Origin of the sequence: Pandoraea captiosa (assembly GCF_902459775.1) — a bacterium.
In the GTDB taxonomy this organism is placed as follows: Bacteria; Pseudomonadota; Gammaproteobacteria; order Burkholderiales; family Burkholderiaceae; genus Pandoraea; species Pandoraea captiosa.
The window spans coordinates 17,291-38,322 of the sequence record NZ_CABPSQ010000021.1 but is presented as its reverse complement, the minus strand read 5'-3'; the positions used below and the strand labels follow the sequence as shown (position 1 = coordinate 38,322).

21 protein-coding genes are annotated in these 21,032 nt (G+C 64.1%); 6 read left to right on the top strand and 15 right to left on the bottom strand.

Annotation, left to right across the window (positions count from 1 at the left end):
• Positions 1-299: 299 nt before the first annotated feature.
• A complete protein-coding gene (locus tag PCA31118_RS26200) occupies positions 300-1,229 on the bottom strand; it encodes a LysR family transcriptional regulator (RefSeq protein WP_150627859.1) in 930 nt (309 codons plus the stop codon).
• A gap of 210 nt (positions 1,230-1,439) precedes the next feature.
• Here PCA31118_RS26200 and PCA31118_RS26195 point away from each other — a divergent pair, with 210 nt between their 5' ends.
• From PCA31118_RS26195 to PCA31118_RS26180, 4 genes are all read left to right on the top strand, one after another.
• Entirely contained in the window at positions 1,440-2,339 is a 900-nt protein-coding gene (locus PCA31118_RS26195) for a VOC family protein (RefSeq protein ID WP_150627858.1), read from the top strand.
• Complete coding sequence (locus tag PCA31118_RS26190) at positions 2,300-3,331, top strand: NAD(P)-dependent oxidoreductase (RefSeq protein ID WP_343043316.1); 1,032 nt, start codon at positions 2,300-2,302, stop codon at positions 3,329-3,331. Before PCA31118_RS26195 ends, PCA31118_RS26190 begins: the two co-directional genes overlap by 40 nt.
• A 163-nt stretch (positions 3,332-3,494) precedes the next feature.
• The gene (locus tag PCA31118_RS26185) at positions 3,495-5,009 is read left to right on the top strand and encodes an aldehyde dehydrogenase family protein (protein ID WP_150627856.1); all 1,515 of its coding nucleotides are present in this window, start codon (positions 3,495-3,497) and stop codon (positions 5,007-5,009) included.
• A gap of 442 nt (positions 5,010-5,451) precedes the next feature.
• Complete coding sequence (locus PCA31118_RS26180) at positions 5,452-6,819, top strand: DUF3100 domain-containing protein (protein WP_150627855.1); 1,368 nt, start codon at positions 5,452-5,454, stop codon at positions 6,817-6,819.
• A gap of 127 nt (positions 6,820-6,946) precedes the next feature.
• Here PCA31118_RS26180 and PCA31118_RS26175 read toward each other — a convergent pair whose 3' ends face one another.
• The 3 genes from PCA31118_RS26175 to PCA31118_RS26165 all read right to left on the bottom strand — a co-directional run bounded on the left by PCA31118_RS26175 (position 6,947) and on the right by PCA31118_RS26165 (position 8,434).
• The gene (locus PCA31118_RS26175) at positions 6,947-7,525 is read right to left on the bottom strand and encodes an EF-hand domain-containing protein (RefSeq protein WP_150627854.1); all 579 of its coding nucleotides are present in this window, start codon (positions 7,523-7,525) and stop codon (positions 6,947-6,949) included.
• Between the two features lie 17 nt (positions 7,526-7,542).
• Positions 7,543-7,809, bottom strand: a complete 267-nt coding sequence (locus PCA31118_RS26170) for a glycine zipper 2TM domain-containing protein (RefSeq protein ID WP_150627853.1) — start codon at positions 7,807-7,809, stop codon at positions 7,543-7,545.
• A 178-nt stretch (positions 7,810-7,987) separates the two neighbouring features.
• Positions 7,988-8,434 (bottom strand): hypothetical protein, encoded by a 447-nt coding sequence (locus PCA31118_RS26165; RefSeq protein ID WP_150627852.1) that lies wholly within the window; start codon positions 8,432-8,434, stop codon positions 7,988-7,990.
• 678 nt (positions 8,435-9,112) lie between these two features.
• Here PCA31118_RS26165 and PCA31118_RS26160 point away from each other — a divergent pair.
• Both PCA31118_RS26160 and PCA31118_RS26155 read left to right on the top strand, forming a co-directional pair.
• On the top strand, positions 9,113-9,814 hold the full coding sequence (locus tag PCA31118_RS26160; protein WP_150627851.1) for a TetR/AcrR family transcriptional regulator: 702 nt from the start codon (positions 9,113-9,115) through the stop codon (positions 9,812-9,814).
• 10 nt (positions 9,815-9,824) lie between these two features.
• Positions 9,825-10,781, top strand: coding sequence for a LysR substrate-binding domain-containing protein (locus PCA31118_RS26155; RefSeq protein WP_150627850.1), 957 nt, complete (start codon positions 9,825-9,827; stop codon positions 10,779-10,781).
• Between the two features lie 122 nt (positions 10,782-10,903).
• On the opposite strand, the gene PCA31118_RS26150 is transcribed toward PCA31118_RS26155, so the two are convergent.
• The 11 genes from PCA31118_RS26150 to PCA31118_RS26100 all read right to left on the bottom strand — a co-directional run bounded on the left by PCA31118_RS26150 (position 10,904) and on the right by PCA31118_RS26100 (position 20,918).
• Positions 10,904-11,263 (bottom strand): helix-turn-helix domain-containing protein, encoded by a 360-nt coding sequence (locus tag PCA31118_RS26150; protein ID WP_017234237.1) that lies wholly within the window; start codon positions 11,261-11,263, stop codon positions 10,904-10,906.
• Between the two features lie 207 nt (positions 11,264-11,470).
• On the bottom strand, positions 11,471-12,181 hold the full coding sequence (locus PCA31118_RS26145) for an ABC transporter ATP-binding protein (protein ID WP_044456498.1): 711 nt from the start codon (positions 12,179-12,181) through the stop codon (positions 11,471-11,473).
• Positions 12,178-12,948 (bottom strand): ABC transporter ATP-binding protein, encoded by a 771-nt coding sequence (locus PCA31118_RS26140; RefSeq protein WP_150627849.1) that lies wholly within the window; start codon positions 12,946-12,948, stop codon positions 12,178-12,180. The genes PCA31118_RS26145 and PCA31118_RS26140 overlap by 4 nt, the downstream gene beginning before the upstream one ends.
• Positions 12,945-13,919 (bottom strand): branched-chain amino acid ABC transporter permease, encoded by a 975-nt coding sequence (locus PCA31118_RS26135; RefSeq protein ID WP_150627848.1) that lies wholly within the window; start codon positions 13,917-13,919, stop codon positions 12,945-12,947. Before PCA31118_RS26135 ends, PCA31118_RS26140 begins: the two co-directional genes overlap by 4 nt.
• 33 nt (positions 13,920-13,952) lie before the next feature.
• Positions 13,953-14,873: a branched-chain amino acid ABC transporter permease gene (locus PCA31118_RS26130; RefSeq protein WP_044456496.1), complete on the bottom strand. Its 921-nt coding sequence runs from the start codon at positions 14,871-14,873 to the stop codon at positions 13,953-13,955.
• On the bottom strand, positions 14,870-15,742 hold the full coding sequence (locus PCA31118_RS26125) for an alpha/beta hydrolase (RefSeq protein WP_150627847.1): 873 nt from the start codon (positions 15,740-15,742) through the stop codon (positions 14,870-14,872). The genes PCA31118_RS26130 and PCA31118_RS26125 overlap by 4 nt, the downstream gene beginning before the upstream one ends.
• A gap of 90 nt (positions 15,743-15,832) precedes the next feature.
• The gene (locus PCA31118_RS26120; RefSeq protein ID WP_150627864.1) at positions 15,833-17,026 is read right to left on the bottom strand and encodes an ABC transporter substrate-binding protein; all 1,194 of its coding nucleotides are present in this window, start codon (positions 17,024-17,026) and stop codon (positions 15,833-15,835) included.
• Positions 17,027-17,238: 212 nt separating this feature from the next.
• Complete coding sequence (locus PCA31118_RS26115) at positions 17,239-18,234, bottom strand: amidohydrolase family protein (RefSeq protein WP_150627846.1); 996 nt, start codon at positions 18,232-18,234, stop codon at positions 17,239-17,241.
• 58 nt (positions 18,235-18,292) lie between these two features.
• Entirely contained in the window at positions 18,293-18,841 is a 549-nt protein-coding gene (locus PCA31118_RS26110) for a 3-hydroxyanthranilate 3,4-dioxygenase (RefSeq protein WP_150627845.1), read from the bottom strand.
• A gap of 54 nt (positions 18,842-18,895) precedes the next feature.
• Positions 18,896-19,330, bottom strand: coding sequence for a RidA family protein (locus tag PCA31118_RS26105; protein ID WP_044456491.1), 435 nt, complete (start codon positions 19,328-19,330; stop codon positions 18,896-18,898).
• Between the two features lie 115 nt (positions 19,331-19,445).
• Positions 19,446-20,918 carry a 2-hydroxymuconic semialdehyde dehydrogenase gene (locus PCA31118_RS26100; protein ID WP_150627844.1) on the bottom strand — a complete coding sequence of 491 codons (1,473 nt, stop codon included), beginning with the start codon at positions 20,916-20,918 and terminating at the stop codon, positions 19,446-19,448.
• Positions 20,919-21,032 lie beyond the last annotated feature (114 nt).

Here is a 21,032-nt window from a genome sequence, read left to right as displayed (position 1 = left end):
GTCCACTGGCGTAGGGTCGGCGGCCGAGCGCGGTTCGCGCGTGGCCATGCGACCGGAATGAGTGTCGGGCCGGGCGATATGTCTCGTACTGCGACGCAAACAACGCCCGTTGGCCGGATTGGCTTCTTTATATCCGAATTTTTCTGTCCGCAATATAAGGGAAAGGCTTAGTGCCGCGTTTGTTGCGCGCCAGCAACCGAAACGGCCCCATGAGCGCACCCTCGGCGCGGCAATTTCGGTCGACGGCTTTCAGTCGGGCGTTTCAGACCGAGCGATTGCGAGACTGCCTGACTTCGATCTCAGTCCGGCGCGCCGAAAGCTTCCATTTTGCTGGCCAGATGGGTCAGCAGGCGATTGGCCGCGCCGGACAGGCGACGTCCGGCGCGGGTGATCAGGTGGGCCTCCGCACTATTCAGAATGGGATGGTCGATGGCAACGGCGCTCAGCACGCCGGCGTCGATTTCCTGCGACACGGCGAAAGTGGGCAGGAAGGTGGCGCCCAATCCGGCGCGAACGAAATGCTTGAGCACCGAGATGGAGTTGGTCGTGACGGTGGGGACGAGCCGATGCTTCTCGGACTGTTCGGCCAGTTCCATCAATTGGCGCGTGCCGTACGAGCCGTGCATGAGGGCAAGCGGCACGTCGTACAGGGCGTCCAGCGTGACGGCGCCGGTCGCTTTCGCCTTGGCAATGAGGGGCGAACCGGGGGCGACGATCGCGTGAACCGGCTGTGCCATTTGCGCCCGGGAGACGATCTTGGGCTCGGCGGGCGGGTTGTAGACGAGGCCGATGTCCGCGTCGTCTTCCGCGACAAGGCGCATGACCTCGTTCGTGCCGGCCAGATCGAGTGTCAGGGTGATGTCGGGGTAGCGCTTGCAGAAGTACTGCAATGGCGCGCCCATCAGGTCGCTGACGAAACCTTCACCGACTGCCAGCCGGATATGCCCGCGCCGCAGTCCGCGCACTTCCTGAAGCTTGGCGAGCAGGTCTTCCTGGTGGGCGCGTTGTTCCCGGTAGTACTCCATGAGCAGGCGACCGGCCTGCGTCAGGTGCACACCGCGCTTGTGGCGCTCGATCAGCGGCAGCGCCAGTTCCGCCTCCAGCAAGGCGATCTGGCGGCTGACGGCCGAGGGCGCGATGTCGAGTCTGTCGGCGGCCGCACGCACCGTGCCGCACTGGACGGCCTCGTAGAGATAAGACAAGCGGCTTTCGTTGATGGCAGGTGTCATACCCTAAAGACTAATTATTAGAACAAAAATCTTCAAGCGTTGTCATTGAGCGTCCTTTTTTTTCACTCCACACTGCGATGCATGCGGATCGGCCCCAACGCCGGGCAACGAACCCAGGCGAGGCCCGGTGTCGGTGGCCCGATTCCGCGCCAGTTTTGATGCGACCCAAGGTCACGTGCCGTGACCCGACGGACCCCTCGGAGACACCCGATGATTCCTCCGCGCAATACGCGATTCGGCATCGATCATCCGCTGGTCACCGTGCATGACCACCCGCGGCGCCTTGCGCACTACGAGCGCATGGGGTTCGCACCGTCGCCGGTGTCGTACCACCCGTGGGGGACCGTCACATCGCTCATGATGTTCGGCGAGAACTTCATCGAACTCATCGGCGTGGACAACGCAAGCAAGTTCGGCACCCACACCGTCGGCGACTTCTGTTTCGGACGCCACCTCGGCAGTTTTCTTGCCCGCGAAGAGGGCGTGTCGCTCGTCGCGCTCCATAGCAAAGACGCCCGCGCCGATCACGCCCGCCTGGTGCAGGCCGGACTGCGCACGCAAGGCCTGCTCGACTTTCGGCGCGCGATGCGCAAGCCCGATGGCACGCCCGATGAGGCCGTTGTCTCGTTGGGGCTGTTCATCGACGAATCGCTGGGCGACGCGTCCAATTTCATTTGTCATCAGCATCGCCCCGAACTGATCTGGATGCCGGAGTGGCAGCGCCATCCCAACGGGGTGACGGGCATCGTCGGCATTACCTATGTAACGCCGGATGCCGTGTCGCTGCGCGCCCTCGCCACGCGCTGGCAGCAACTGTACGGCGCGCGTCACGTCGATCTCTACGATGGCGGTGCCGTGGCCGATACCGGCTGCGGACAGCTGCGCGCCATGTCGTTGCAGCGCGCCGAAGCGCGTTACGCCGCCGTGGGGTTGCCGATGGCGCAGGGCGTGCGCACGCATGCGGTGGCGATCACCCTGCTCGCGCCGGATCTGGCGCACATCGAAGCCTTGTGGCGAGAGCATGGCGTGCCCTACGGCTATAACGAGCACGGGCTGGTGGTCGAACCCGAATTTGCCGGAAACGTGGTGCTGGAGTTCGTGAACCACTAGCGCGGCGATTCCCTGATATTTCCACGCGTCGGCCGGATGTCCCGGCGGACGAAGCAACGCGGCGTCGCCCGTGGGGGCGGCGTCATCTTCGCAGTCAATCTGGAGTGAACATGAAAATCATCGGAGTGGTCGGACTGGGCAATATGGGACGCGGCATGGCGCTGTCGTTGCAGCGCGGCGGTTTCACGGTGCTCGGTTTCGATCCGTCGCCGGCTGCCGGTGCCGCGCTGGCCGAGGCCGGGGTCGGCCTGCGGGCGTCGGTCGCCGAACTCGCTCGCGAAGCCGACGCCCTGGTGCTGTCGCTGCCCACGTCGCAAGTCGTCGAAGCCGTGGTGAACGGTGCCGATGGCATTGCCGCGAACGGCCGCGAAGGCCTGATCGTGGTCGACACGTCGACGGCCGATCCGGAAAGCACGCGCAAGCTGGCGCTCACGCTGCGCGAGAAGGGGATCGCCCTGATCGACGCCCCGGTATCCGGTGGCCCGAAAGGCGCGCTCAACGGCGCACTCACGATGGTGCTGGGCGGCGCTGCCGAGGACATCGCGCGCATCGAGCCGGTGCTCGCGGCCATGTCGGCCAAACGTGTGCACATCGGCGACGTGGGCGCGGGTCACGTCACCAAGCTCATCAACAACCTGATGTGCGCCGCGCATCTGGTGGTGGCGGGTGAAGCGATGCGTCTGGCGAAGGCCGCCGGCGTGGCCCCGGAGCAGGTGCTCGAAGGGCTCAATGCCGGATCGGGTCGCAGCGGTGTGACGCAAACCAACTATCCGACATGGATTCTCAACGACGCCTTCGACTCCGGCTTCACGATGAAGCTCATGCGCAAGGACGTGCGCCTGGCCATGGCGCTGGCCGAGCAAACGGGTACGCTGGCCACGGGGCCGCTGTCGGCCGAGGTCGGGCGCCTGTGGGCCGCGAGCGCTGCGACCGTGGGCGATGACGAAGACTTCAACCGCATCGTGCAGTTCATCGAGCCGGGCCGCGCATAAGCGAGACGCCAGACGCGAGACGCGAGACATTCGCGTGCCCTGCATTCCTTTTTGTTTGACGACATGACGCGCCGCTGACGATGCGCTGTCGGTGCCCTGCACCGAAGCGATAGCGACGATAGCCACGACAGCGACGCGCCATTCTGTGAGTACGGAGTTTTTCATGGCAGACCAACAAGCCGCCGCTTTGCTCGGCGCATTCGCGAAGTTCTTCCCCAACGCCACCACCATCGGCTCGTTCGTGAACGGCGAACTGATCGAAGGCCGCGGCGAGACGTCTATCGAGATCGTCAATCCGGCCACCGGTCAGGCAGTGCTGACCTATCGCGACGCCGGCGCCGATGTCGTGGCACAAGCCGCCGACGCTGCGCAAGCCGCACAAAAGACCTGGTGGGCGCTCACGCATGCGGCCCGTGGCCGTGTGATGCAGGCCGTGGGCGCGAAGATTCGCGAGCACGCCGAGGCGCTGGCACAGCTCGAATCCATCGGCGCGGGCAAGCCCATTCGTGATTGCCGTGGCGAAGTCGGCAAAGTGGCGGAGATGTTCGAGTATTACGCCGGGTGGACCGACAAGTTCTTCGGCGACGTGATTCCCGTGCCGAGTACGCACCTGAACTACACGCGCCGCGAAGCGATGGGTGTGGTGTTGCAGATCACCCCGTGGAACGCTCCCGTCTTCACATGCGGCTGGCAACTGGCGCCGGCCATCGCCATGGGCAACGGCGTGCTGCTCAAGCCCTCGGAGCTGACCCCGGCCAGCTCGCTCGTGGTGGCTGCGCTGGCCGAGCAGGCCGGTGTGCCGCGCGGTCTCATCAACGTGCTCGCCGGTTTCGGCCACACCACGGGACAAGCCGCGATCTCGCACCCGGTCGTCAAGAAGGTCGTGTTCGTCGGCTCGCCGGCCACGGGCAGCAAGATCGCTACGGCTGCCGCGCAGCGTCTGCTGCCGAGCGTGCTGGAGCTGGGCGGCAAGTCGGCCAACATTGTGTTCGACGACGCCGACCTCAAGCGCGCATGCCTTGGCGCCCAGGCCGCCATCTTCTCGAGCGCGGGCCAAAGCTGCGTAGCGGGCTCACGTCTGCTGGTGCAACGTGGCGTGTACGACCAGATGATCGACATGCTCGCGCGCGGGGCGGAAAAGATCCGCGTGGGCGATCCGCTCGACGACACCACCGAAGTCGGCCCGATCTGCAATCGCACGCAATATCAGCACGTGATGAACATGATCGACGCCGGCGTCGAAGGCGGTGCGCGTCTGGCAGCCGGTTCGCAGCAACGCAGCGAAGGCGGCTTCTTCGTGCGCCCGACGGTGCTGGCCGATGCCAATAACGCCATGGGCGTGGCGCGCACGGAAATCTTCGGGCCGGTCGTGGTGGCGATTCCGTTCGACACCGAGGAAGAGGCGCTGGCGATTGCCAACGACAGCGAATTCGGTCTGGCCGGCGCCGTCTGGACGCAGGATGTGGCCCGCGCGCACCGTGTCGCGTCGCAAGTGAACGCCGGTACGTTCTGGATCAACGGCTACAAGACAATCAACGTCGCGTCGCCCTTCGGTGGCTACCACCACAGCGGTTACGGTCGCTCCAGCGGCGTCGAGGCGCTGTACGAGTACACGCAGACGAAGAGCGTGTGGGTCGAGACGGCCGCCAATCCGGCCACGCCGTTTGGCTACGTCTGATCGGGGTTGCCGCGTTTCGCCGGGGTCGGCAGGGCAATGCGTCGATGCAGACCCTCGGGCGATGTGCTGCCATCATGCGTTCAGTTCGTGAGAATGTGGCGTGAACGCATCGTAAAAGTGCAGAAAGTGCGCCGGACGCCGGTCGTGAGACCTCGTTCGGCGTACGACCGTTTCAGCCTGCGGGATTGACGGCCGAAACGGGGTTTTTGACCGCGTATAATGCCGCCCTCGGGTGGTTCGGCGCGGAATGCTGTTGCTGTCACCAAGGCGTGCCAACATGGCGGGGAGTGTATTCCCGCTGCGTGGGAAAATTCTGCGGGTCTCGGGGCCCGACGGATCGCGTGCCGAACTTCCTTAATCACCGAAATGTTCGCCAAAGCGACGGCTAGCCGTGCGTGCCAGGCGTCGGACCGGTTCAATAGCAAGTGCAGTGGAGACCCAGATGGCAGTCATGGAACAAAAAGCGGCCAAGCCGCAAGGGGGCGCCTTCAGCGATGGCGTGCGCCTGTATGTTTGGGCAATCGTGATCCTCGTGATCGCGGAGCTCATCGGTGCGATCAGCATCAAGGCCGGTCACGGCAAGATCGTGTTGTTGCCAATGGTCTGGGCATTGTTGCTCGGCGCAGCGTTGGGCCTGTCGCAAGCGCGTTTGCCGCGCTTCGCGCAGATCGACCTGCCGATGCAGCACAAGGCCGCCGCCATTTTGCAACCGGCGCTGCTGCTGTTCGTCGCAAAGCTGGGTCTGCTCGTGGGCGGCTCGCTGCCCAAGCTCGTGGCGGCCGGCTGGGCGCTCGTATTCCAGGAGTTCGGCCACTTCGTGGGCACGATTATTCTGGGACTGCCGGTGGCGCTGATGCTCGGCATCAAGCGTGAGGCCATCGGCGCGACGTTCTCCGTGGGCCGTGAGCCGAGCCTTGCGATCATTGGCGAAAAGTACGGTTTCGATTCGCCGGAAGGGCGCGGCGTGCTGGCCGAGTACCTGACGGGCACCATCTTCGGCGCCGTGTTCATTTCGCTGTTCGCCGGTTTCGTCGCCAGCCTGAATCTGTTCCATCCGCACTCGCTCGCCATGGGCGCCGGTGTGGGTTCGGGCTCGATGATGGCAGCCGCCGCCGGCGCCATCGCCGCACAGCAAACCCCGGAAGTGGCCAAGGAAGTCGCCACCTTCGCTGCGGCGTCGAACCTGATCACGACGACCATCGGTACCTACTTCACGTTGTTCATCTCGCTGCCGCTCGCCGTGTGGGGCTATCGTGTGATGGAACCGGTGCTGGGTCGCATGAGCAAGCGCGGCCGTGCCAACGCCGAAGCCGCGGCCGTGGAAGACGCCGAAGCCGCCAAGGAGCTCAAGGAAGCCAGCAAGGCGCATACCGTTGAAATGAACTTCGGTGCGCGTTTGTTTGCCTGGGTCTTCTCGGGTGCACTGGCGCTGGTCGGCAACACCATGGCCTTCAAGACGCCGTTCCTCGACGGCGTGCCGGGCATGCTGATCATCATCGGCGCCGTGATCGTCGGCGAAGCACTGTACTTCGTCACGCGCCGCAAGGTGCCGGCCGTGTGCTGGGTCTCGCTGATCGCCATGTTCCTGACGTCGCCGGCTTTCCCGTTCGCGCCGGTCGTCGAGCAGTTCACGGGCAAGATCAACTTCCTGGCGCTTGTCACGCCGATGCTGACCTACGCAGGTCTGTCGGTCGCTAAGGACGTGCCTGCCTTCCGCCGTCTGGGCTGGCGCATCGTGGTCGTGTCGTTCCTCGCAAACGCCGGTACGTTCCTCGGCGCCGCGATCATCGCCGAGTTCTTCCACGTTTAAGGCGTGTTCGCGAGCGCGCAACGGTGACAGGTTGCGCGCAGCGTGAAAGACCAAGGGCCGGAACCTGTTCGATACAGGTCCCGGCCCTTCTCGTTTGGGCGGCTGCTACGTTGCGGGGAACGAACGATTACGGCTTGGTCGTCGCCGCGTCGGCTTGCTCGCGCTCGTGGTAATAGCGGCGGAAGAAGCTGCGGATTTCGGCCGGCGAGAGCTTGCCGTCGTGATTGACGTCGATGTCGTCGAAACGCTGATAAAGGAACGGCTCGGAGGCGGCCGCTTCCTGACGGCTCAGATAGCCGTCACCGTCCTTGTCGGCCGCCTTGAAATAGCGCTCGAACGTTGCCCGACGCGCCTGCAACTGGCTGCGCTGATACGCAGCCCATTCGTTACGGTCGATCCGGCCGTCGCGATTGGTGTCGATCGCGTCGAACGACCGTTGCAGGTACATGCCCAGTGCGGCGTTCTGGTCGGCGGCGTCGCCGTAGTCCGGCCCGCTGGCGGGCGGCGGGGGCGGCGACGGTGTCGTGGGAACGACGCCGTTGACCGGCGGGGTGCCTTGCGCAAAGCTCGGCATGGCCGCGAGCGACAGGGCTGCGGCACCGGCGCACAGGGTCGCGGCGGCGAGCGCGCGGCGACCGAAGCGTCGCGTATCGAGCACATCGAGCATTTCGCGCGTACGTTGGCGGAGTGTGTCTTGGCGTGTCATGTCTCGATCCTCCTTCTTCAGCGGCGGTGGCGATCATCGGTGATGACGTTACCGATCACGCCACCCACCACGGCGCCGCCCACGGTCGTGCCCACATCGCCGCCCGAGATAAGGGCGCCGCCCAGCGCGCCCACACCGGCACCGACCGCAGTATTACGAGATTCGCGTGGCGTCATACCGCCGCACCCGGCCAGCGTGCCGACAAGGGCGGCCCCGACGACGACGGGCGCCGCGGAGCGCGAAAGTTTCGAGATGTGCGAGATCCATCGTTGTTTGGTTTTCATGACGTATGGCTCCTTCAATAGGGCATTTCGCCCCTGGGTATTCACAGATCAAAGACCGAGACCGTACCGCTCGTCCGGCCCGACCTGTCGTTCGCTCACTGCAATCTGCATGGCGACGCGTGGTGGCGCGCAATGCACGCCGCGCATCGTGTGATGTATCTCTACGTTGTTCGTCCGCTCAATGCGCCGTCGCCGAGCCGTTCTCCGGCACGGGAGCGCCGTTGGCCGGATTCGATTCGCGATACGCCGGGGGCGGTGGTGCCGCGTACGGACGGCCCTGCGCGTCGGTCGGGTAGGGGCGGCCGTACCCATCGGTCGGCGGATAAGGGCGACCGTAGGCGTCAGTGCCCGGCGCAGCCGACGACGGCGGTGCTGCGTAGGGGCTGCAAGCCGAGCCCGGCGCGTATGGCGGCGGCCCGCAATTGGGCTGCGACTGGTACGACGGATTCGTGCTGTCGGGGCCGCGATATGGCAACCGGGGCTGCGGCGGCGCTTCATACGCGCAACCCGCCAGCGTGAGCAACATCGTCGTCAATGCGATGGCAGAAGACACCTTCGCCATCGCGGACCTCGCGTCGCTCGCCGCCGTTTGCCTTGCAACACCTTCACGTTTCACTTTCATCATGACCTCCTCTCGAGAGCGGTGTTCGTCCCGCCCGCCGTCATCATGGGATTACCGAAATTGGACGCCAATTGCGGGTTTTGGATCGCTCGATGTTGTAAGTCTTTGTAATTGCCCGTGAATGCGCCGTATCACGGGCGTTGGCGGCGATGTTGCGGTGCACATCTCGTCGAGGATTTACGATGGACTACGAATCAATGTAGGAATTCGCTGTCGGTAATGTCTTACACCTGGCTGGGCAGCGTGGTCGGTGAGGGACTTCGTTGGATGGCAGGCAAGCGCGCTTGAACTTGACGCCTGAACTTCATATTTGCTGTGGTATTCGTTCACGTATATGAAATGGTCGGCAACGCGAGCGTCGTCGGACACGCAATTGCATGACATCGTAATTGTTCAATTTTGAAATATATGCGCGTCAAACCTTTCCTCGTCGTCTGACAGGCTGGCGTGCGCGGAATGTGCGACGAGACGACGCATAACGCGATGTCTGTCATCGCAAACCACGCTGTATGCGTTGAACTATCGGGAAAGTCCGGGGGAGTGTTTGCGCTTAGTTTTCGCCGCAAGCTGCGTTTGCGCTGGCATACTGTGCGCGCTGACCCTCCCGTCGGCGCTGGTGGAAGTTGAGGAAGTTGAGAATTACTGTTTCGAGGTGCCCGGCCCAACCGAGCAGGCTCACATATGCCACAAGTCAAGAAAGAAGACATTCGTCTCGCCATTCTCGAAGCCTCGCATGCCCTGTTCATGGAACGAGGGTATGTCGACACCACAATGGTGCAGATCGCCAAGCGTGCCGGTATTTCGCACGCGAACATCTACAGCTATTTCACCGCGAAGCTGCAAGTCTTCTTCTGCGTCTACGAGAAGTGGTTCAAGGCGCGCATTTCCACGCTCGAAGCCGAGGTACTGGCAGCCCACGGTGCCCACGAGCGCATGCGCACGCTGCTCAACGGCCTGCTGGTGGACACGCCGAGGCTCGACAACGGCTTCTCGCACAATCTGGTGCAGGCGCTGGCGACCGTGAGTCCGGGCGATCCCTACGATCCGTCCCTGCTCCAGTGGTTTCGGGAGCGGCTCTCGGCGATGCTCGCGGCAAGCGCGCCCAGTCTGGCGCGTGACAGCGTGCGGCGGGCGCGTCTGATCGATATGCTCGTGCTGACCTTCGATGGCTGCCTCGTGAACTATCACGTGAACCCCGCCTCGCTGCCGGATGTGGCCATGCTCGAAGAGTACGTGGCGGCGTTCCTGTCGGGCGAGACGGTCCAGACGTCGCCCTCCACCGGGGTGACGGAAGCCGCCGAAGCGGCCAAGTCGGGCGCGTCGGCGCCGGCGACGCAGGCAACGGATCCGGTCGCGGCATCCGGCTCGGCGGCGGCGGCCTGACATACCGCCGATGCGATCACTTCCCTGGACAGCCCTCAATCTCGGACGAAAGCTCAAGTTTCATCAGCTTCAGGTCTTCGACCGCGTGCTCGAAACGGGGTCGCTCGTGCGCGCCGCCAACGAAACCGGTCTCACGCAACCGGCCGTTAGCAAGATCGTGCATGAGCTCGAAGCCTGCTTCGAAGGGCCGCTCTTCGTACGGAGCAATCGCGGCATGCAGCCCACGGAACTGGGCGAGTTGCTGGGTCACCGCGTAAAGTCGCTCATGGCGGAACTGCGGTATCTGACGGACGAGGTCAACGCGTTTAGCGCGGGCACCAGCGGTCACGTCATCGTCGGCACCCTCATTTCGGCCGCCGCCGATTTGTTGCCTCGCACGATTGCCATGCTCAAGGCGCGCACGCCAGGCGTGCTCGTCACCGTACGGGAGGCCACCACGGCACAACTATTCCCGGCGCTGGCGAGCGGCGATCTGGATATCGTCGTCGGCCGGTTGCCGGAGCGCTCGCTGCCGGTGGCCAACGCCTTTGCATTGACGCATGAAATTCTCTTTAACGAATCGCTCAGCGTGATCGGCGCAGAGCGCCACTGGTCGCATTTGCCGGAGCGCGTGCCGCTCGCGCAATTGCGCGAGCAGGCGTGGATTTTGCCGGTACCCGAGTCGCCCTCGCGCCTGGCGGCCGAGCGACTGTTTCACGATGCCGGACTCGCACTGCCCGAGGATGTCGTTGAGTCGCTCTCCGTGCTGACCAATATCGGTCTGATGCTCGAGACGCCTCGCGTGGCGCTGATGCCGCGCGCCGCCGCGACGCCGTTCGTGGAATCCGGGTTGCTGCGCGTGCTGGCCGACACGATGCCGGGCAGCTTCGGCGATGTGGGCTATTCGTTGCGCGCCGACAAGTCACCCAGCCCCGCGTGTGCCCGATTCGTCGCGTGCCTGCGCGAGGTGTGCGGACTCAAGCCGTAACCCGTCGCTGGTATTGCGGACAATCAGGTCAAAAAGAAAAGGGGCGCCCCGAGGATCGATCGGGACGCCCCTTTTCGTCGTGGCCCGCCATAGGCGCCGGACCACGGTCTCCTCCCCAAGATTCAGAGACGCGCGAGCGACGAGACCAGTCCGGGGTTTTGCTGCACGAGCCGGATCAGGCAGGCGGCCTGCGCGTTCGGCCGGGCCCGACCTTGCTCCCAGTTCTCCAGCGTACGTGGATTCGTGCGCAGGTAATGCGCGAAGACGTTGCGCGACATGCCGAGATGTTTTCGTAACGCCAGCAACTCGTCGGGAAACACTTCCAGCTTCGGAAGCGGCGTGCGTGGCAACTCCTTGATGTTGAGCGGAAGATCCGCAGGCAGACCGTTCTTGACGTGCGCCGGCTCGGCCGGCGGCGGCGCGCCGGTGTCCTGTGAGAGCAGCCAGCGGAAGGGATTCGAAGGCGTGTTCGAGTAAGCCATAGTCCTGACCGGTGTCGTTAGTTGTGGATCGGGAGTGCTTGCAAAGTCAATCAAGCGGAGCCGATTGCACCACAGACTTTTGCTGGGTGCTTTCACAAAACACTCCCGATTTTTGCGTCTGACACCTATCGAGTACTACGCACCTCGTGTAGACGAGGTGCCGTAGAGTGTACGCAGAAATGGGACATACGCGGCCGGACGATGGCGTCAGACGCCGAGATACGCCTGCAGTTCGGGCAGCGACCGACGCAGCTTCGACGAGTCGCCCTGCCACGCCACACGGCCTTTGTCGACGATGTAGTGCTGGTCGCCGAGTTCGAGCATCGGCGCCAGATTCTTGTCGATGCACAGGATCGACAGGCCGCTGCCTTTGAGTTGCTTCAGGCATTGCCAGATTTCACCGCGAATGAGCGGTGCAAGCCCTTCCGTCGCCTCGTCGAGAATGAGTAATTTCGGATTCGTCATCAATGCACGACCAATGGCGAGCATTTGCTGCTCACCGCCGGACAGATTGCTGCCGAGGTTCTTCTCGCGCTCGCGCAGTCGCGGAAACAGTTCGTAGATGCGCGCGAGCGTCCATGGCGAACTCGCCCCGTGACGATTGCCTGCGGTGGCGACGAGGTTCTCGCGCACGGTCAGCGTGGGGAAAATCTGACGGCCTTCGGGCACAAGTCCCATGCCGGCGCGCGCAATGCGGTGCGACGGACTGGCGTGCACCGGCTGTCCGTCGAACACGATTTCGCCGCGGGCGGGGCGCATGAGTCCCGTCATCGATTTGACGGTCGTCGACTTGCCCATGCCGTTGCGACCGAGCAGGGTGACGAACGCGCCGCGTTCGATCTCGAGATGCATGCCGAACAGCGCCTGACTCGCCCCGTAGTACGACTCGACGCCGGATAAAGACAACAAGGTGCTCATGCCGTCGCTCCCAGCATTTCGTTGCGGGTTTCGTCCCCGAGATAGGCTTCGCGAACGCCCGCATCGTTGCGAATCGTGTCTGCGGTGCCGCAGGCGATGGCGCGTCCGTACACCAGCACGGTAATGCGATCGGCAAGTGCGAACACGGCATCCATGTCGTGCTCCACGAGCACGATGGCGTAGTCGCCCTTGAGCTCGGCCAGCAGGTGCGTCATCTGTTCGGATTCCGCCTGCGACATGCCGGCCATGGGCTCGTCGAGCAACAACAGTTTCGGACGGCCGGCCAGCGCCATCGCCAGTTCGAGCTGACGGTGTTCGCCATGCGCCAGCGCGCTGGCCGGCACGTTCATACGGGCGGCCAGGCCGGTGCGCGCCAGAATCTCGCGAGCCGGTTCGACAAGCGCGGCTTCCCGAATCGCGGGACGCCAGAACCCGAAGCTGTGTCCCTGCATCGCCTGCACGGCCACCAGCACGTTCTCCAGCGCGGTGAATTCACGGAATACCGAGGTGATCTGATACGAGCGCGCCAGCCCCGAGCGTGCACGCTGTTCGATGGGCATCGACGTGATGTCGTGACCGTCGAAATGAATACTGCCTTCGTCGGAGCGCAGCTCGCCTGCGAGTTGGCCGATGAGCGTGCTTTTGCCCGCGCCGTTCGGACCGATGATGGCGTGCAACTCGCCCGGTGCGACGTCCAGACAGAAGTGATCGGTGGCGGTCAGTCCGCCGTAGCGTTTGACCAGTTGGTCGACACGAAGCAGGCTCATGCTTTGCCCTCCACGGCGCGCGTGCGGCGCGAAAGACGGACTTGCAGGTCGCCGAGCAGGCCGTAGAGGCCGCGGCGCGACACCAGCACGGCCACGACGATGAGTGGGCCGAAGATGATCATCCAGTGCTCCGTCATGCCCTTGAGCCACTCTTCGATGAGGAGCATGGCGGTGCTGCCCAGCAGCGGGCCGAAGAACGAGCCCAGACCGCCCAGCACCACCATCACGATCAGCTCGCCGGAGGCCGTCCACGCCATGTAGGCCGGTGAAACGAAGTGGGTGAGGTTGGCGTAGAGCATGCCGGCGACACCGCAGACCATCGCACTGATGATGTAGGCGACGAGCTTGTAGCGCAGCGTCGGGTAGCCGAGCGCGCGCATGCGGCGGTCGTTCTGACGCGCACCGCGAATCACCATGCCGAAGCGGGCTTCGACCAGCCGGCGCCCTCCCCACACGCACAGGCACAACACGGCGAAGGCCACGTAGTACAGCACGGCGGGATCGTCCAGCGTTATGCTGCCGAAGCGGCTGCCGGCCGACACGGGCAGGCCGTCATCGCCGCCGTACTGCTTCAGGCTCACCGCGAGGAAGTAGAACATCTGGGCGAACGCAAGCGTGATCATGATGAAGGCGATGCCGGTCGTGCGCAGCGAGAGCAGGCCCGTAATCGCCCCGACGATCGCGCACAGCAGCAGCGTCGCGCCGAGGTGGGCGAAGCCGTTGTCGATACCGTGAAAGCTCATGATGCCCACGACGTAGGCGCCAAGACCGAGATACAGGGCGTGGCCGAAGCTGACCATGCCGCCATAACCGAGAATCAGATCGAGCGAGACGGCGGCGATCGCGAACACCACGATGCGCCCGAACAGGGTGAGGAAGAACGGTTGCTGAGCAAACGTCGCGTATATGGGCACCAGCGCCAGCAGAACCAGCAGCAGTATCGGCACGGCGGTGCGTAGATTGAGTTTCATTTCCATCGTTTCTCGTTGGCCATCAGCCGTGGATCAGCCATGTTTTACCGGGAAGAGTCCTTGCGGACGCACCGCAAGCACCGCCGCCATGACCAGATAGATGAGCATCGACGCCAGCGCCGGACCGGCCGTATCGGCGGTGCTGCGCTCCATCAGACTGCGCAGCAGCGTGGGCAGGGCAGTACGCCCCACGGTGTCGACGACCCCGACGATCAGCGCTGCGAGAAACGCGCCGCGCACCGAACCGATGCCGCCGATCACGATCACGACCATCGTCAGAATCAGGATCGGCTCGCCCATGCCCGGCTGCACGGAGAGGATCGGACCGGCCATCAGCCCGGCAATGCCGGCGAGGATCGCGCCCAGACCGAACAGCAGCGAGTTGAGCAGAACGATATTCACGCCGAGCGCGCCCACCATCTGGCGATGCGTCGAACCGGCACGAATCAGCATGCCGATACGCGTGCGGTGAATCAGCAGGTAGCAGCCGAGGGCGACCACAAGTCCCACCACGATGATCAGGAAACGATACGCGGGGTAATCGAGACCGAAGAGGTTCACCGTGCCGGACAGCCACTCGGGCACTTCCATGTAATACGGCGACGGGCCCCAGATCATGCGCGCCAGTTCGTTGAAGAACAGAATCAGCCCGAAGGTGGCGAGCACCTGATCGAGGTGATCGCGATCATAGAGGGTCTTGAGGGCGACGAATTCGACGATCAGGCCGAGCACGAGCATGGCCGGCAGCACCGCAAGCGCGGCGAGCGCGAACGAGCCCGTGTGGTTGTAGACGGTCGCGGCGATGAACGCGCCCATCATGTAGAGCGAGCCGTGCGCGAGGTTGACGAAGTTCATGATGCCGAACACCAACGTCAGCCCGGCTGCCATGAGAAACAGCAACACCCCGAGTTGCAGCCCGTTCAGGCATTGCATGATGAAGAGTGTGAGGCTCATGTCGTCTCCCGGGCCAGGCCCATCTGGCGGAAGATGGCTTGCGTGAGCGGGCTAGCCGCGTCATTGAGCGTGAGAACGATGTCGAAATGATTGGTCCCCGGCATGGCCACGTATTCGCCGGGGAAACCCTTTTCGCGCCACGCGGCAAGATAATCGTCCGTCTGACGCTTGAACTCGGCCGTCTCCGTCTCGCCGTAGGACACGACAATGGGGCAACCATGGTCGGGCAGACGGAAGTACGGACTGTTGCGACGCGCATCGTCCGCCGACATCTTCATCCATTCGTTGATGTGCGTGTACGGAATCGGCGTGAGGTCGAAAAGGCCGGACAACGGCGCGGCGCCGGCCACGACATGCTCCGGCACACCATATTCGGCATGCCACCCCTTCGCGAGGAGCATGCCGACGAGATGACCGCCGGCCGAACTGCCGCAGATGTGGATGCGGCCGGCGTCGCCATGATGCTCGCCGATGTGACGGTGCGTCCACGCCAGCGCGCGGCGCGTCTGATCGACGATCGTGTCGAGCGAGGCGCCGGGGGCGAGCGAGTAGTTGATCGTGACGACGGTGGCGCCGGCCCGCACGAACGCGGGCGCCATATTGCTCGAATCGCTCTTGTTCAGCGCGCGCCAGTAGCCGCCGTGAACGAAGAAAAACACCGGCGCGCCAGGCTCGGCGGCGGGAAAGATATCGAGTGTTTCGTCGGGGTGATCGCCGTAGGCGACATCCAGAACGCAAGGCACGGTGGCGCGGGCGTGCGCGCTCTGCTCGGCGTACTGCGTCAGGATATCGAGAATGTTGGGCGTGGTGGCGCGAGCGTTGTACTGAACGTCCAGCTCGGCGTCGTCGAAATTGCGGTAGCGCTTCATAAAGCCTCGGCAAAGCTCAAATACAGAGCTCAATGACAGAGCTCAAAGACAGCGGGGGCCGGTTGCCCCCGCTTTGCAACGCCTGGCGACTTACGAACGGATCTTGCACATCGACGCCAGATTCGCGCGCGTCTTCACATCGATCTGTCCCTTGTTCGCAAATGCCGCGCCGCTGGCGTCCTTCACGACGTCCACGCGATAGAACGGTGCGATCGGGAACTGGTTGCTCGCGAACTTGAACGAGCCACGCACGGACTGGAAGTCGGCGGCCTTGAGCGCTGCGCGCAGCGCTTCGCGATCAGCCACGCTGCCCTTGGTCTTCGCCAGGGCCGAGTCGATCAGGTTGGCGGCGTCGTACGACTGCGCCGCGTACATCGACGGCACGCGGTTGTACTTCTTCTGGAAGGCCGCAACGAATTGCTTGTTCTGGGCGTTATCGAGGTCCGGCGAGTACGGCGCGCTGGTGATGCTGCCGATCGCCTGCTCCTTGAGCGCGGGCAGGGTCGAGCCGTCGATGGTCGACACGGAGATGAGCGGAATCTTGCCCAGCAGACCGGCCTGGCGGTATTGCTTGACGAAGTTCACGCCCATGCCACCCGGATAGAACACATAGACGGCGTCCGGCTTGGCGGCCTGGAGCTGGGCGATTTCTGCCGAGTAATCCGGCTGGTTGACCTGCGTGTATACCTCGTCGACGATCTGGCCCTTGTAGTCGCGCTTGAAGCCGTTCACGGCGTCGCGCCCGGCCTGATAGTTCGGGGCCATCACATACATCTTCTTGAAGCCGAGATTGGTCGAGAGCTGACCGCCGGCTTCGTGCAGTTCGTCGTTATCCCACGATGTCGAGAAGAAGTTCGGGGAGCATTGCTCGCCTGCAATCGGCGCCGGGCCGGCATTCGAGCCGACCATGACCACGCCCGCGTTCGTCACGTTCTTGTGGATGGCCATCATCACGTTCGAGAACGTCACGCCGGTGATGAGCTGAACCTTGTCGCGCTCCACCAGCTTCTGCGCGGCCTGCACGCCGACGTCGGGCTTGAGCTGATCGTCTTCCTTGATCACCTGCACCGGCACGCCGCCGAGCTTGCCGCCCTTTTGCTCGATGGCGAGCATGAAGGCGTCGTACTGATCCTGGCCGAGCGCGCCGCCCGGACCGGACAGCGTGCCGATGAAGCCGATCTTCACCTGCGCGTATGCGCCGCCGGACGCGAGCATCGCCGCGGCTGCGGCGACGGCGCCAAGGACTGCGATGGCCTTGCGTTGCGTGGTCTTCGTTCCCGTCATCATGGTCTCCAAACTATGAATTCAAGCACTGTCATCTGTGGACTCGCGCCGGGACACCTGACCGCTTCTTCACGTCGGTCATCGTGGGCCAGGCGCGTCAGACTATTTCAAATCTTAGCCAATTGTTTAAGCATCAAGTATTTCAGGGTCCAGCCTAAACGACGCCTATTGCGTAGGCAAGCGTTTTCAAAAACACTTCGGGAAAGCACCAGTTACAGTCCGAAGAACGTCAGGGCATTGCCGGCCAGAATGCGGTGTCGGGCGGCGTCGTCGAGACCGGGCTGCTGGGCGACCAGCTGGCCGATGTCCTGTTCACCGAGCGGGAACGGATGGTCCGAGCCGAGCATGATGCGCTCGACGCCCATCGTATCGACGAGCAGGCGCAGGGCGCGCGGGTCGAACACGGCGCTGTCGACGTAGAAACGATCGAGATAGTGCGACGGCGGGTGCGGGCTGTCGGCGCGCACGATGTCGCGGCAATGCCAGGCGTTCTCTGCACGGCCGAGCAAGTACGGGAAGGCGCCGCCACCGTGGGCGAAGCACAGCTTGAGCGAGCGCGGCAGGCGCTCGAATGCGCCGGACAGGATCAGCGACAGAATGGAGAGTTGCGTCTCGGCGGGCATGGCCACGAGCCAAGGCATCATCCATTTCTTCATGCGGCCGTCGGTCATCATGTCCCACGGATGCACGAGTACCGGAATGTGCTCGTTGCCGCAGTGCCGCAAAAACGCCACGAGCTGTTCGTCGTCCAGATCCTTTTCGCCGAGATGGTTGCCGATCTGCACGCCCACGTGGCCGGTGGCCTTGGCGCGAGAGGCTTCCGCGCAGGCCAGGTCGAGGTCCTGGAGCGGCACCTGAGCCATGGCCTTCAGACGGTGGGGCGCGTAGGCGCAGTGCTCCAGCGCGAGGTCGTTCATGCGCTGCACCCAGTCCATGACGGCGTGACCGTCGTAGCGGTAGCCGAACATGATCGGGGTGGCGCAGACGACTTGCAGGTCGACGCCGTGGCGGTCGAGTTCTTCGATGCGCAATGCCGGATCCCACAGGGCGCGGTAGACGGGTCGGAAGGCGCGATTGTCGAGCATGATGTTGCCGGTCTCGCCGCCCTCGTCAATGCGCAGCCACGGGGCGGTGGCGGCGTCCAGGCGGGCCGCTTCCTCCTGCGTGATGCGCGGGAAGAAGTGGGCGTGCATGTCGATTTTCTTCATGACGTGAGGTGTGATGGGTTGAGTGCGAGGCGACAGGGCACGGGCGACAGGCGATAGCTCAGGCGGCCGTCGTGGTCTTGGGCTGGGCTGCGCGCCCCGGATGAATTTCGCCGCAGTTCGGACACCGGCGCAGCGATTCGTCGCCGTAGAAGGCCTCGAACAGCGGCGGCAGATCCGTCACGATGCTCTTGAGCTGGACTTCCACGCGATGGACCTGCGCGTTGCAGTTCAGGCAGTACCACTCGAAGCCGTCGAGGAGCCCCGCGGGGCGCTGACGCTCGATCACCAGACACAGGCTGCCGTCTTCCGGGCGCTGCGGCGAGTGACGCACGTGCGGCGGCAGCAGGAAGATGTCGCCTTCCTTGAGGTCCACCCGCTCCGGGCGGCCGTCGATCCACAGATTGACCCAGGCGTTGCCCTTGAACTGATAGAAAAACTCCTCGAGCGGGTCGTCGTGATAGTCGGTGCGGTGGTTCGGTCCGCCCACGACCGTGACGATGAAGTCGCTGTCCTGCCAGACTTGCTGGTTGCCCACGGGCGGCTTGAGCAAATGCGCGTGATCGTCGATCCAGCGCTGGAAATTGAAGGGCTTGCCATACGTCAACATGCTGTCTCCTGGGTCATGCCGCGTCAGATGTCGGTGGGGAGTGAGGCCAAGCGTTCAGCGTGCGCGCGGCGCATAGGCCACGCACTTGATTTCGATGAGCAGCAACGGGTGCGGTAGCTGATGCACGGCGACCGTGGTACGCGTGGGGCCGTTCTCGTCGAAATATTCGCCGTACACGGCGTTGTAGCCGCCGAAGTCGTTCATGTTCACCAGGAACGAACTGACTTCGACCACGTCCGCGAGCGTTGCGCCTTCGCTGGCGAGAATATCGCGAATGTTCTCGATGACCGCGCGGGTCTGCTCGCGAATGTCCAGTTGCGTCACGCCCAGCGCATCGACCTGGGCGCCGGCGTAAGAGTTGTCGGGACGGCGCGAACTGGTGCCCGAGACGAACAGAAAGTCGCCCGCACGCTTGATATGCGGAAATTTGCCGCGCGGCTTGGCTTTGCCTTCGACCACACGGGCCTGGGTGTCTTGAGATGCGCTCATGGTTTGACGTCTTCCCTGTTGGCTTGAATGGGGTTGTCCGGGAGGATCCCGTCGGGTCCGGACGGCGCGCGGGTGCGACAACCTCGACCCCCATCGAGATTGCCGCACCGTCGCCTCACAGCTTGATGCAGATGTTCGTGATTTCCGAGTAAAAATCGAGCGAGTGGCGTCCGCCCTCGCGCCCCAGCCCGGAGAGCTTCACGCCGCCGAACGGCGTGCGCAGGTCGCGCAGGAACCAGGTGTTGACCCACACGAGTCCGGTCTGGAACTGGCGCGCCACGCGATGTGCGCGAGACAGGTTGGTCGTCCACACGCATCCGGCAAGACCGTAATCGCTGTCGTTCACGCGGCGGATCACTTCGTCCTCGCTGTCGAACGGCGCAATGTGGCACACCGGGCCGAAGATTTCCTCGCGCACGCAACGTGCCGTGTCGGGCAAGCCGGTCCAGACGGTGGGTTGCACGAAGGCGCCCTCGTCGCGCGCATCGCCGAAGCTCGGCACGCTGCCGCCGGTCACGACCGTCGCCCCTTCTTCCACGGCGAGGCGATAGTACGAGAGGACCTTCTCGCGATGCTTGCGAGAAACGAGCGGCCCCATTTGCACGCCGTCGGCATCGGGCGCATCGATGCGCAGCGCAGCGGCGCGCTCGGCGATGGCTGCGACGAATTTGTCGAAGATCGGGCGCTCGACATAGACGCGCTCCGAGCACAGGCACACCTGGCCCGCGTTCGTGAACGACGAGCGCACCACGCCGTCCACGGCTTTTTCGAAGTCGGCGTCGGCGAACACCACGGCGGCGTTCTTGCCGCCGAGCTCAAACGAGATTTCCTTCACGCCATCGGCCACGGCTTTCATGATGGCGCTGCCGGTGCGCGATTCGCCGGTGAAGGTGATCGCCGCCACGTCCGGGTGCTTCGTGAGGAATTCCCCGGCAGAGTCGGGACCGAAGCCGTGCACGAGATTGAAGACGCCGGGCGGCACGCCCGCGGCGTCCATGACTTCTGCCAGCAGCGTGGCGGAAGAGGGCGTTTCTTCGGACGGCTTGGCGACCACACAGTTGCCCATCGCCAGCGCGGGGGCGACTTTCCACGTGAACAGCAGCAGGGGCAGGTTCCACGGCGAGATGATGCCGATCACGCCGAGCGGCTTGCGCGTGACGTAGTTCATCACGTCGCCGCCGTCGGCCGCGCGCATTTCGTACATCTCGCTGCCTGCGGTCTTGATGAGGTCCGCAAACATGCGGAAGTTGGCGATGCCACGGGCGATGTCTAGCGTGCGTGCCTGCTCGATCGGGCGGCCGGTGTCGGCGACTTCGGCGGCCACGAAATCGTCGAAGCGCGCCTGAATGCCGTCGGCGATACGGTGCAGCACGGCAGCGCGCTCGGCAGGCGTGGTCTTCCCCCAGGGGCCTTCGTGCAGCGCGCGACGTGCGGCGCGCACGGCGCGGTCCACCGTGGCGGCATCGGCTTCGCAGACCTTCGCGACGAGCCGCCCGTCCACCGGGCTGAGGTTATCGAACTGGCGGTCGGTGGCGACGAACGCGCCATCCACGTAATGCCGCAGCAGCGGCGCAGTCGCAAGGCTCACGAGATCTCCTGGAGCTTAAGTATTTTCCGGGCGGGGCGGCAGGCGAGTGCGGAGGTACGCACTACGGATATCCGCCGAATGCTCACCAGTCTAGGCATCCGGCGATATAAAAAA